The 12,312-nt window shown below is 52.2% G+C and carries 11 protein-coding genes and 2 tRNA genes; 7 read left to right on the top strand and 6 right to left on the bottom strand.

The window, feature by feature from the left end:
• Positions 1–2: 2 nt before the first annotated feature.
• Together AXA67_05960 and AXA67_05955 are read left to right on the top strand one after the other, a co-directional pair.
• A complete protein-coding gene (locus tag AXA67_05960) occupies positions 3–266 on the top strand; it encodes an antitoxin, Phd family protein (GenBank protein ID KXJ41399.1) in 264 nt (87 codons plus the stop codon).
• Positions 267–277: 11 nt separating this feature from the next.
• On the top strand, positions 278–604 hold the full coding sequence (locus AXA67_05955; protein KXJ41398.1) for a plasmid stabilization protein: 327 nt from the start codon (positions 278–280) through the stop codon (positions 602–604).
• A 188-nt stretch (positions 605–792) separates the two neighbouring features.
• On the opposite strand, the gene AXA67_05950 is transcribed toward AXA67_05955, so the two are convergent.
• Positions 793–868 (bottom strand) — tRNA-Asn (locus tag AXA67_05950).
• Positions 869–884: 16 nt separating this feature from the next.
• Positions 885–961, bottom strand: a tRNA-Arg gene (locus AXA67_05945).
• Positions 962–1,101: 140 nt separating this feature from the next.
• Here AXA67_05945 and AXA67_05940 point away from each other — a divergent pair.
• Positions 1,102–3,594, top strand: coding sequence for a glycogen phosphorylase (locus AXA67_05940; GenBank protein KXJ41397.1), 2,493 nt, complete (start codon positions 1,102–1,104; stop codon positions 3,592–3,594).
• Positions 3,595–3,853: 259 nt separating this feature from the next.
• Here the strand turns inward: AXA67_05940 and AXA67_05935 are convergent, their stop codons facing one another.
• Positions 3,854–4,219 carry a hypothetical protein gene (locus AXA67_05935; GenBank protein KXJ41396.1) on the bottom strand — a complete coding sequence of 122 codons (366 nt, stop codon included), beginning with the start codon at positions 4,217–4,219 and terminating at the stop codon, positions 3,854–3,856.
• A 464-nt stretch (positions 4,220–4,683) separates the two neighbouring features.
• On the opposite strand from AXA67_05935, the gene AXA67_05930 reads away from it, so the two are divergent.
• Positions 4,684–5,952 (top strand): hypothetical protein, encoded by a 1,269-nt coding sequence (locus AXA67_05930; protein KXJ41395.1) that lies wholly within the window; start codon positions 4,684–4,686, stop codon positions 5,950–5,952.
• Positions 5,942–7,273 carry a hypothetical protein gene (locus AXA67_05925; protein ID KXJ41394.1) on the top strand — a complete coding sequence of 444 codons (1,332 nt, stop codon included), beginning with the start codon at positions 5,942–5,944 and terminating at the stop codon, positions 7,271–7,273. The genes AXA67_05930 and AXA67_05925 overlap by 11 nt, the downstream gene beginning before the upstream one ends.
• A gap of 17 nt (positions 7,274–7,290) precedes the next feature.
• Here AXA67_05925 and AXA67_05920 read toward each other — a convergent pair whose 3' ends face one another.
• Together AXA67_05920 and AXA67_05915 are read right to left on the bottom strand one after the other, a co-directional pair.
• Positions 7,291–7,746: a hypothetical protein gene (locus AXA67_05920; GenBank protein KXJ41393.1), complete on the bottom strand. Its 456-nt coding sequence runs from the start codon at positions 7,744–7,746 to the stop codon at positions 7,291–7,293.
• A 2-nt stretch (positions 7,747–7,748) separates the two neighbouring features.
• The gene (locus AXA67_05915) at positions 7,749–8,798 is read right to left on the bottom strand and encodes a hypothetical protein (protein KXJ41392.1); all 1,050 of its coding nucleotides are present in this window, start codon (positions 8,796–8,798) and stop codon (positions 7,749–7,751) included.
• A 63-nt stretch (positions 8,799–8,861) separates the two neighbouring features.
• Here AXA67_05915 and AXA67_05910 point away from each other — a divergent pair, with 63 nt between their 5' ends.
• Positions 8,862–10,622 carry a hypothetical protein gene (locus AXA67_05910; protein ID KXJ41391.1) on the top strand — a complete coding sequence of 587 codons (1,761 nt, stop codon included), beginning with the start codon at positions 8,862–8,864 and terminating at the stop codon, positions 10,620–10,622.
• A complete protein-coding gene (locus AXA67_05905; protein ID KXJ41390.1) occupies positions 10,603–11,976 on the top strand; it encodes a Fis family transcriptional regulator in 1,374 nt (457 codons plus the stop codon). The genes AXA67_05910 and AXA67_05905 overlap by 20 nt, the downstream gene beginning before the upstream one ends.
• Before the next feature lie 76 nt (positions 11,977–12,052).
• Here AXA67_05905 and AXA67_05900 read toward each other — a convergent pair whose 3' ends face one another.
• On the bottom strand, positions 12,053–12,295 hold the full coding sequence (locus AXA67_05900) for a hypothetical protein (GenBank protein KXJ41440.1): 243 nt from the start codon (positions 12,293–12,295) through the stop codon (positions 12,053–12,055).
• Between the last annotated feature and the right edge of the window lie 17 nt (positions 12,296–12,312).

The raw sequence follows: 12,312 nt of genomic DNA, 5'->3' as shown, positions 1-12,312 counted from the left end.
ATATGAAGCTATCGCGACAAATCAAACCAATCAGCTACCTTAAGGCACATGCCGCTGAAATTGTGCGTAACCAGGCTAGGCAAGAAGATCCTTTGATTATCACCCAAAATGGTGAAGCCAAGGTGGTAATACAAGGCATCGACAGTTATGAGCAAACACAAGAAATGTTGGCTTTGCTAAAAATGCTTGCGCTGGGCAGGCGGCAGATAGAAGAGGGAAAGGTGCAGCCTGTCTCTGAAGTTATAAATCGGCTTCGCGGCAAATAATAAATCCTTTAATGTCTTTTCCAGTGCTGCTAACAGATGATGCAGTTTATGACCTTCAGGATATTTACAATTACATCGGGCGGCAGGATAGTCCCAGCAAAGCTGACAAAGTGCTGGCGCTGTTCCAAGACGCCTTTGCAAGTCTTTCCGATAACCCACAGCGAGGCGCTTATCCAAGCGAGCTGCTATCCTTGGGTATCAAAGAATATCGGGAAATATTCTTTAAGCCTTACAGGATTATTTACCAAATTTCCCATAAAAACTTATACATTCTTGTGATTGCTGATGGCCGCCGGGATCTGCAAGCTTTGCTGCAGCGGCGTTTGTTGCAACCCTAGTTGCAGCGTCTGGCGAATACTGTTCTGACAGACTTTATAATCGGCGGGAAAAGCGTAAAACACCCTACTGGGCAGCAATCAAACCAAAATAGGTTAAGCGTTGCTTGCAAAGCAACGCGGATAGAGGGCAAGTCACTCAAGTAAAGGAAAAGGCTTAACTTCAGGAAAGCTAAGCCTTTAATCTGATTTGGCTCCCCCGGACGGACTCGAACCGCCGACCCGGTGGTTAACAGCCACCTGCTCTACCAGCTGAGCTACAGGGGAATGGAAACCTGCTTACTGGCGCGCCCGGAAGGATTCGAACCTCCGACCACCTGGTTCGTAGCCAGGTACTCTATCCAGCTGAGCTACGGGCGCTCAAGAGTAAGTTGCATTAATATACGCAACCGTTGTTTTTTCGTCAAGAAATTATCAACAAAGTTCTTCGTCTAATAGTTTGGCAAAAAAGCACCCCGGCGCTTACAATTGAAGGTTTTAATTGATGTACGAAAATAAATATGCCTGTTAAACCCTTAGCCAAAAGCCAACCTGCTGAATCCATCACCGATTTACCACCCTTGGGGTTGTCTCCCAAAGACATCAAAGTCGATTATAAACGCCACTTCAACTATTCCCTGGGCCGGGACAAAAACTGCAAGTCCGCCCATTACGCCTACACTTCCTTGGCGCTGACCGTCCGGGACCGCCTGATGGAACGCTGGAAAAATACCCGCTATGCCGTGGACGAAAGCCGCTGCAAGCAAGCTTACTACTTGTCCATGGAGTTTTTGCTGGGGCGGGCGCTGGGAAATGCCATGTTGAACTTGGGCATCACCGATTCGGTGACGGAAGGCTTGTACGATCTGGGCATCTACTTGGAAGAATTGATAGAAATCGAGCCTGATGCTGGTCTCGGCAACGGTGGCTTGGGTCGGCTTGCCGCCTGTTTTCTCGATAGCTGCGCCAGTCTGCAATTACCGGTGATGGGTTACGGCCTGCGCTACGAATACGGCATGTTCCGACAGCTTATTGAAAATGGCTTCCAGGTGGAGGAGCCGGACCACTGGCTGCGCAATGGCAATGCCTGGGAACTGGAACGCCCGGAATTGACGGTCCGGGTTCGCTTCGGCGGTCGCACCGAGAAGGTCGCTTCCGACGATGGCAGCACACGGATTCGCTGGGTGGATACGCACGATATCCTCGCGGTGCCTTTCGATATGCCGGTCCCTGGGTTTAAAAATGACACGGTCAATACCCTCCGCTTGTGGAAATCCACGGCTACCGATGAATTCGACCTGGACGAATTCAACGAAGGGGATTACCCGGAAGCGGTGGCCGCCAAAAATAAGGCGGAACAGATTTCCCTGGTACTCTATCCCAATGATGCCAGCGAAAACGGTAAGGAACTGCGCTTGCGGCAGCAGTATTTTCTGGCTTCGGCGAGTCTGCAGGATGTTCTGCGGCGCTGGGTCTGGACCCGCGGTCACGATTTTTCCAGATTTGCCGAGCAAAATTGTTTCCAACTCAACGACACCCACCCCAGCATCGCGGTTGCCGAATTGATGCGGCTGTTGATGGACGAACACGGCTTGACATGGGACGAAGCCTGGAACATCACCTCCCGCACCATGGCCTATACCAACCATACTTTGTTACCCGAGGCATTGGAAAAATGGCCGGTGCGGCTGTTCGAACAATTATTGCCGCGGATTCTGGAAATCATCTACGAAATCAACGCCCGCTTTCTTGCCGAAGTAGATCAACGCTGGCCTGGCGACATGGACCGGCTGGCGCGCATGTCCTTGATTGAAGAAGGCGGCGAAAAGCAAGTCAGAATGGCGTATCTGGCCATTGTCGGGAGCTTTTCCGTCAATGGCGTGGCAGAACTGCATTCCAGGCTCCTCAGGGAAGGGCTATTTCGTGATTTCTATGATCTGTGGCCTCACAAATTCAACAACAAAACCAACGGCATCACCCCCCGCCGTTGGCTCGCCTGGAGCAACCCGGGCTTGAGCGAATTGATTACCGCCACCATCGGCGAAGGCTGGGTCACTGATACGATGCAATTACAACAATTGGCGCCCCTGGCAAGCGACGGCCAATTCCAAGAGCGCTGGCAGAAAGTCCGGCAACATAATAAGCAGCGCTTGATTGACTTTGTCGCTGAGGAAACGGGGGTGATTTTGCCTGCCAATTTCATGCTCGATGTCCAGGTCAAAAGAATCCACGAATACAAGCGCCAGCTCCTCAACGCTCTCCATGTTGTCCATCTATACGACCGCATCAAGCGGGGCGATATTGAAAACTGGACCCCACGGGCGGTGATTATCGGCGGCAAGGCCGCCCCGGGTTACCAAATGGCGAAAAAAATCATCAAACTCATCAACAACATCGCCCAGGTAGTCAATAGTGATTCGGCCACCGAAGGCTTGTTACGCTTGGTGTTTCTGCCCAACTACCGGGTATCCGCCATGGAAGTGATCTGCGCCGGCACTGATCTGTCCGAACAGATTTCCACTGCCGGCAAGGAAGCTTCCGGCACCGGTAATATGAAATTCATGATGAACGGCGCCTTGACCATCGGCACCTTGGACGGCGCCAATATCGAAATCCTGGAGGAAGTAGGGGAAGACAATTTCTTCTTGTTCGGCCTGACCGCCGAACAGGTGGAACAAACCCGCCGAGATTATCACCCCGAAGCTTTTATTAATAATGACGAAGATTTCAAGCGGGTGATGGCACTATTAAAAAACGGCCACTTCAACCGTTTTGAACCAGGGATTTTCGACGATGTGATTGGCTCAATTGAAAGCCCCTTCGATCCGTGGATGACCGCGGCGGATTTCCGCAGCTATATCGAAGCCCAACGAAAAGCGGCGGCAATGTACCTCGACCAACCCCGGTGGCTGCAATCGAGCATTCTCAACACCGCCAAAAGCGGCCGCTTTTCTTCCGACCGCACCATTGCCGAATACAACCGGGATATCTGGAGGCTGACGCCCCAGGGTTGATTTTTCAACCTAAATTTTGCAAGTGATTCAAGCACCGAGGGTGTCAGGCAAGACGGCAAGCCCATTTTCGCGCAGGCGTAGCAGCGCTACTTCGAGCATAAAATTGGTGCAGACAACGTAGCATAAAGGCTTGACTTGACAACCGAATGCCGAAGCATTTGCAGAATTTAGGTTTGAATTAAGGGAACAGACAGCCTCTTTTGCTGAGATAAAAATGCCCGCCATCCGGCGGGCATTTTAACTACTAGCCAGTAACGGCTTACTTTGCCGCTTCTTCAGCACTTTCCATTCGGGCCTTGGCGCTTTCCGCCGCGCTTTCGACGCCTTGCTTCACTTTATCCATGGTGCTTTGCATGCCCTCTTTCATGGCTCCCATGGTGGATTCAGCGCCTTTTTTAACCCCTTCCACGGCTTCGGAAGTACTTTCTTTCACACCCTCGACAACGTCAGCGGCGCCTTCTTTAACCCCTTCCACGGCTTGTTGCGCACCTTCAGTGATGCTTTCCATCGGCTGCTGCGCGCCTTGCTTAGCTTCTTCCTCGCCCTGTTTCGAACAGCCAGCCAGCATTAATGCCGTGGCGGCCACGCCCAGAGTCATAGCCCGGAAAATCATTTTTCTGCCCATCTTGAAACCTCCTTAAGATGAATTCCATTGGTAATATTAAAAGCTCACCCTCTGGTGAACTACGTATCCAACGCTTGCTTGAGAAAACCCAACTCTTCCGTGTTCCAGTTCCCTGGAAGAGCAGGCGCCCCCAAGAGACTGTACGCGTTGGATTACATTTACCATTGTCGTTAATGTCATGCCATAAATCAATCGCCACAGCGTAGATGAAAGATTGCAATCATGACGACAAACAAAGCGCACTCTGTAAAAAAAACGATTTATAGCGGGGATTATGCTTGCTAACCCGGGCCGTCTAGCGCTCAAGCAGAGACAAAACGAAATAATAGACGGCCGCATGCCGCATTAACCCCTGCTGAAAAGGTTTGAACTTCACAAGGTTTGAAAGGAATCAACAAATAGTCGCTTAACCACTTCAACCCTTGATGGTTTGAGGCATAAATCGAACGGCAACAGGAAACCCCATGACTATTTGCTATTTGTTGAAGACTTTTCCCAAAGTTTCCGAAACTTTTGTCTTACAAGAAATTCTCGCCTTGGAGCGCGATGGATACAGCCTGGCAATCGCCTCGCTGCAAAAACCCACCGACCCAAGATGCCACGATGAAATCAAACAATTGACAGCGCCTGTTTATTATCTGGAGCAAGGACCTTGGCAAAGTTTCAAATTCCTGCTTAAAGCAGTGGTGGAGAATCCCCGGGGAATATTCAAGAGCATCCAACTATTGCGCGCCCATGACGGCAAGCTTTCCGAGCGCTGGCGGTTATTGCGTCAGGCACTCCAGTTGGCAAACTGGATAAAACACAAAAATATCATCCATATCCACGCCCATTTTGCCAATGATCCAGCATCGGTTGCGGAGCTGGTTCAGGCGCTGACAGGTATTGGCTTCAGTATTTCCGCCCACGCCAAGGATATTTATTTATCCTCGCCTTCGCAGTTGCAGAGGAAAGTCGCCGCCGCCCGCTTTGTGGTGACCTGCACTGAATACAATCGCAACTATCTGCGCCAAATTACCGTCTCACCCACGCCGATCATCCGGGTTTACCATGGTTTCGACAGCCAGCGGTTTCAACGGCTTTCGGAAAAAGTCTCTGAAGTCGATTTACCTTTAGAGCCTCTGATCCTGAGCGTGGGACGGCTCAGGGAAAAGAAAGGCTTCGATACCTTGATCGACAGTTGCGCGCTTCTCGGGCAAAGAGGCTTTCGTTTCCGCTGTGCCATCGTCGGCTACGGCCCCGAACAGCAATTGTTGGAAAGACGGATTGCCGCCCTTGGCTTAGGGGAAACTGTCAGGTTACGCGGTCAGATGATTCACCAGGAACTCATCCACCTGTACCGGCAAGCCAGTATCTTCGCCTTGCCTTGCAAAATAAGCGCCGACGGCGACCGGGACGGGATTCCCAACGTGTTGATGGAAGCCATGGCCATGGGCATCCCGGTGGTGACCACGCCGGTTTCCGGCATTCCGGAACTGGTGGAAGACGGCGTCAACGGCCTGCTGGTGGCGCCGGACCAGCCCCGCCAACTGGCCAATGCCTTGCAAAGCTTGTTGCTGGACGAAAAGTTACGACGAAAACTGGCCACCGCCGGCAAAGCGCGCATAAACACCGACTTCGCTCTGGCGCCCAATCTCGCCATTCTGAAAAATCTGTTCGATTTGGTTTTGGCAGGCAAGGCCGTCACGCCGCCATACCCGCAACCGCTGCAAGGAGCTTATCATGCAAGGTGAAATTGCCTATATTTTAAAAGGCTTCCCCCGGCTGTCGGAAACCTTCATCAGTAACGAAATACGCTTGTTGGAAGATATGGGCTTGCACTTGCGCCTGTTTTCCATCAAGCAAGGCGATACTGACAAAATCCATCAAACGGTTGAGGAAATCCGCGCCCCTTTGACCGTCCTGCCAGCCATGACTTCCCTGTCCAACACCGCGCTTCTACCGTGGCTGAAAGAAAATCTGCCCAATTATCACCGCGCCCATCTCAAACTGCTCCGGCGTCGGCCCTTGGCTTACACCGCCACCTTGGCGACAGCGCTTTGGTGGAGCCTCCGTTACCGCAAATCTCCCTGGGGCGGTCCGCGCAAGGTATTTATCAAGGAATTTCTCCAAGCCGGCGTTATCGCCTTGAAGGTGGTCGAGACTGATGCTATCCGCCTCTTGCATTCCCATTTTTGCCATGGCGCCACCACAGTTGCCTTGTTTGCCAGCCGTTTGAGCGGCAAGCCCTTCAGCTTTACCGCCCACGCCAAAGATATCTATCAAACCGAATTGAATCCAGGTAACTTGCTCCAAATCAAGATACGCCAGGCCCGCTTTGTGACGACTTGTACCGGGGCGAATTTGAAACATTTAAAGGCGTTGGCGGGCCATCAAAACGTTCACCTTGTCTACCACGGCCTGGATACGCGCCAATTCCATCCCCCCTTGTCGCCCAGCAAGAAAAAAGACATTGTCAAAATTCTTGCGGTGGGTCGGTTTGTGGAGAAAAAGGGGTTTCATTATTTGGTTAAGGCCTGCCAGCAATTGAAACGGCAAGGCTTTGAATTTCATTGCCGGATCCTGGGAGAGCGCAGCGAGAGTTACGAGAAAATTCAAGCGTTGATTGCTCAGTGGCAATTACACGATATCGTTACGCTAGAAGGCCCCATGCCTCACGAAGCGCTGGCCGGCATCTACCGTGAGGTGGATATCTTTGCCCTGCCCTGCCAAGTGCTCGGCAACGGCGACCGTGATGGCATCCCCAATGTATTGATGGAAGCGATGGCCAGCGGATTGGCCGTGGTTTCCAGTGAGATTTCCGGCATTCCAGAATTGATTGAGGACGGCCAAGACGGTTTGCTGGTGCCTGAAAAAGACATTGAAGCGCTGACAGAAGCACTCAAGACTTTGATTGCCGATACTGGCAAACGTTATCGCTTGGGCAGAAACGCCCGCAATAAAATATGCCGGCGGTTCGATGCCAGGCACACCAACCAGCACCTGAAAGCCTTGTTCTGTCAATGCCTGACGGAAGAAAAGACGGTGCCTTTTTCTCCTTCTCCATCAGCCTAGCCCTGTGTCAATCCGTACTATTGTTGACACGCTATTTCAAGATTGGAAGAAAGGGTCAGGGTGGCGACGACTTTGACCCCGCTGCCGAGATGGCAAGGGCGAATATACCCCACGGCCCCTGGCGTGGAGGTAACATATTGGCGCATGGCCTTTTCCGAAGCGACGACATAGGGGGGTAAAATGCCCTTAAAATATTGAATATTCCAGTAATTTTCCAATTCTTCCGGCGAGCGCTTGAAAATAGCCTGGGAAAAAGCCTGGCGCAGCGGGTGATTGACGGGGAGATTCAAGGGCGCCCAAGGGATGCCATGGGGACCGATGAGAACTTTACGGCTGTATATCCGGGCCAATTGGGGCAAGGATAAAGTGCCAACATCGGTATCGCTAGAGACAATCACCAACAGTTTTTCAGCCTGACTTAAAGCAGGAAAGACCAGCGCCAATATCAGAAAAGCCAATAAAAGCAAACGCATGATCAAAATAGCATGGCGACTGACATCAAAAATCCATCCGGCGCGAGCCGCCGATTCCCGCGTCCGAAGCGATATTCCACTTTGAACACTAACGGCGTGGCGGGCCGCCAAGCCAAACCGCCGATGCCGATATGGGCCGTGCCCTGTTGCCTGCCGCTTTCCAATAGGTGCGTGCCTTGCAAGTATTCATACCGGCCCACGGCAAAGATACGGTGACCCAAGGGAATGGCGCCTTGTAAATAGAGCCCGGTTTCGCCCCGGCGGCCGGATTCTGGGCGCCGGTAGGCAAATTCGGAGCTTATTTCAAACCGGTGCCAATTCCAAAACATATCCAGGCCGAACAAATCGGCCGCAGGCTGGAAACTTGGGCGCTCCATTTTGAAATGGAGAAAGGACGCGCCCATTTGTAACTGGGGAGAAAATTCATAGTTGAGGCGGAGGCCGAACGCGGTTTTAAAGGTAACCATCGTCTTTTTGGGATCCAGGGCATTGCTGGCATCGAAATAAAGATCGATATCCAGATCGCGTCCTTTAAGCGTGTAAGTCGTGGAAAGCATGGCGCCACTGGCATGGGGGGCAAAGAAATGTTCCGTCACGCTTGGCCTGGATGTGGTCCACACCAGGGGGGAAGCATGGATGACATTCCAGCGTCCAACCGGCGTCAGAAACTTTCCCAGCCGCAAGCGCCAGGAACCGGTGATAAAGTAGTCCAGGTATAAGCGCTCGACACTGAAAAAACGTTCATTGCTATGTAATGAACGGCTGTCAATGGTAAATAAATCTTCCAATTCCAGCTCGGAAAACAACCGCAAACGTGGATGGGGCGCCCAGGTGAAAAATAAGCTAAGATCATCCAGCTCTGCTTGCTTGCGCCGGCCTTGGAGGGCTTTGAAAGTAAAATTGAAATAGCCACCGAGCAAAATCTTTTGGGCTGGCAGATACAACCCCCGCCCCCAGCGATAGTGGGGCCTTTGAGAATGATTTTTGGCTGCGGCAAATACTGGATTTGCCAGCAAAATCAGCAAAAAAAACAAGCGAAGGGTAAAAATCATCCCTGACAAGGCTTCAAATTTAAAAACAAGATTATACCTGCCGTGACTATTCGCAGAAGTTTATTGTTTTCTTATTTGAGTATCAGTCTGTTGGTGGCTGTGGCGCTGACTTCCCTGGCATTTCTCTACATGCGGCAAGTCTTGCTCACTAATATCGAAAATCAGCTTCAACTCAGAGCCATCAGAATCATGGAACAGATCGACGCCACGCTTTTCGAAAGAATGGCCAATGTCGCCACCTGGAGCCGTCTTTCGGTGATGCAGGAACTGCGCGTCCGGGACATTGACAAGCGGTTGTCGCAATTCCTGCGGGATTTGCACCAAGGTTATCCCGGTGTTTATGGCGTGCTGTTTGCTACAAATGAACAAGGCGAGATTCTGGCAGCCAGCAATCCCACGTTGATCGGTGGTCACATGAAAGCAATACCAGCGTGGCACCGCGTGCAAATCGCAGGAAAAACCATTTCACTGTTGCCGCTGAAGCTGCCGGCCGCTCACTGTTATTTTTCGGTTCAGCTGGAAGATCCCGGGTCCGGCGACCGCTTGGGTAAACTCTATGCCGCTTTCGCCTGGAAAGAAATTTTACGGCTGTTGGATTTTCCTGACCACGAGTCTTTGATTCAGGGCACCGCCCTGCTTGTGGACGATGATAAACGCATCATCGCCGCCTCTGGTGAGCCATCATCGCAGCAGTGGATTGGCCAGCAACTGAATTCCCGGTGGTTATCCCATGCGTCGATGCTTACCTCCAAGAGCCAAACGGATATCATGAGTGGACCAGAGATGCTGACTGGTGTGGCGGCTTCCCAGGGATATCACGCCTTTCCCGGGTTTGGCTGGCAAGTCGTGCTATTGGCTTCGGCTGATCAGGCCATGGCGCCTCTGTGGCGGTTGTGGTGGAATCTTTTATTGTTTTTATTATTGGCGTTGATTGGCAGCTTGATTCTTTCCTACTGGCTGGCCAGCCGGATTGCCCAGCCTCTGAGTGCCCTTACCCTATTTGCCCGGCATTACATGCAAGGAAAACAATCCGAGCCACCGGCGGCCGAAGGCAGCGTTGAAACCCAAGAGCTTAGCCGTGCCTTTGAACAAATGATTCGTCATTTGGAGCAATCCCGCAAGGATTTAGTGCGGGCGTCCAAATTGGCCGTCATTGGCGAAATGGCCGCCAGCATGGCCCACGAGGTCAGGACACCTTTGGGAATCTTGCAATCCGCGGCTGAAATGCTGCAACGGGAACCTGGCTTGAGTCCCCCGGGACATGAAATGACCGAGTTTATTTTGAGCGAAACCGATCGTCTCAAATCCTTGGTATCAACCTTACTTGACTGCGCCCGCCCCCGCCCGCCACAATTTTGCCCAGCCAGCGCCAATCTGATATTGACGCGCGTCCTGGATTTGCTGCAAGGAAAATTAAGCTATATCCAAGCGGATGTGAAGCAAGAACTTCATGAAGACAGGACGATTGAATGCGATCCCGATCAACTGGTTCAAGTATTTTTTAATTTACTGATCAATGCGGTGCAACATATTCCCCAGAAAGGGCGGATTGTCATTCACACCGAGAGCCGAGGGGAATTTTGGCATGTCTGGATATGCGACAATGGACCAGGCATCCCCCGGGAATGGCGGGAGCAGCTCTTCGATCCCTTTTTTACACGCCGGGAGGGAGGAATCGGGTTGGGCTTGACCGTCGTCCAACAAATTATCCTTGCCCATCACGGGGGCATCGAAGCCACCGACTGCGACTTGGGAGGCGCCTGTTTTCACCTATGGCTGCCTTGGCGGCAAATCAATGTAATTCATGAGGAATCCAGTGGCTGAACAACGGGTATTGATTGTCGACGACGAAGCAAAAATGCGCCGGGTGCTGGAACTGATGCTGGCGCAAATGGACTGCCGTTGCTTCCAGGCAAGCAACGGCGTGGAAGCCTTGGCTTTGTTGGATAAGCAACCTGTGGAGCTGATCATTACCGATTTGAAAATGCCGCAATTGGACGGCATGGAGCTGCTGCGTTCCTTGCGCAAACTAGGCGATGAGACGCCGGTCATTGTCGTCACAGCCTTTGGAACAGTCGAAAGCGCGGTCGAGGCAATGCGGCAGGGGGCCTTGGATTATTTGCTGCGGCCGTTTGAATTGGGCCATCTCGAAACCGTGGTGCGGCGGGCTTTAAAAATAGGCAGAATTAGCCGGGAAAACCGTTTCTTGCGCCAGGAATTGGACAAGGGCTGGGGCGGTCTGGTTGGGCGCAGCCCCGCCATGCAGCAAGTTTATGAACAAATAGAACAAGTGGCGGACACTCCCGTCGGTGTGCTCCTTTTGGGAGAAACCGGGACTGGCAAGGAATTGGTGGCGCGCGCGATCCACCAGGCCTCCAAGAGAGCGGAAAACCTTTTTGTACCAGTCAATTGCGCGGCGATTCCCGCCGATATCCTGGAAAGCGAGCTTTTCGGACATGCCAAAGGCGCCTTCACTGGCGCCCACAGAGATCGGGTGGGTAAATTCGAGCTAGCCCAAGGGGGAACGTTATTCTTGGACGAGATAGCGGAAATGGATCTCGGCCTGCAAGCCAAGCTGCTTCGGGTATTGCAAGAGAAAACTTTGGAACGAGTGGGAAGCAACCGGGTCATCGATTTAGATATCCGGATCATCGCCGCCACTAATGTGGATCCCGCCCAGGCGGTCGAGGAAGGAAAATTGCGGCCGGATTTATATTACCGGCTCAACGTGTTCAGCATTCGGATGCCACCGCTGCGGCAAAGGCAAGGAGACATCCCATTGCTAGCGCGGCATTTTTTGGAGTTGCACGCCAGCGAACTGGGTTATCCTTGCCCGGAAATCCAGCCCCAGGCTTTAGCCTGGATGAATGAATATCCCTGGCCGGGGAATGTGCGGGAGCTGGAAAATATGATGGAAAGAGTCTTGGTATTGACGCGGGGGCGGGAGCCTGTTGGCACGGCCCATCTACCCGGCGCCCAGGTACCCACCACACCCTTTGGACAAGAGGCAAACCCAAAGCCTGAAACCTGGTCATTGGCGCAGCAGGTAGCGGATTTGGAAAAGCGTTTAATTCACCGCGCTCTGGAAAAAACCGCGGGCAATAAGGCGGAAGCCGCCCGCTTACTGGAAATCAGCGAGCGTTCCCTTTGGTATAAGCTCAAAAAGTACCAGCTCTAACTCCCCTCCTCCGGCAATGCGATAGCGGTGCCGGAGGAGGAAAAAAGTTCCACTTTAAATCCGCCCAGTATTTAGGTCAATTGGCCGATTTTAAAAACTCGACAATGGCTTTGGTGTCCTTTGCCGTCAGGTTGGCACGCAGGCGCATGTGTTGCACCGCCACATCCCACTGGGCGTCGCTGTAACCAGCCGGACTGCGCAGGTTATGACAAGCGCCACAGTTGTCAGCCCAAAGCCTGGCGCCGTTTTTTTCTTGTGCAGGAGAGGCTTTTTCGGTCTGGGCAGTAACGCTCATGGAAAACAGCAGTCCTGTAATCAATAGAAAGATTTGAGTTT

This window comes from Methylothermaceae bacteria B42, assembly GCA_001566965.1.
Classification (GTDB): domain Bacteria; phylum Pseudomonadota; class Gammaproteobacteria; order Methylococcales; family Methylothermaceae; genus Methylohalobius.
The sequence above is the reverse complement of the archived record's forward strand: the minus strand, read 5'-3'. Positions and strand labels throughout refer to the sequence as shown.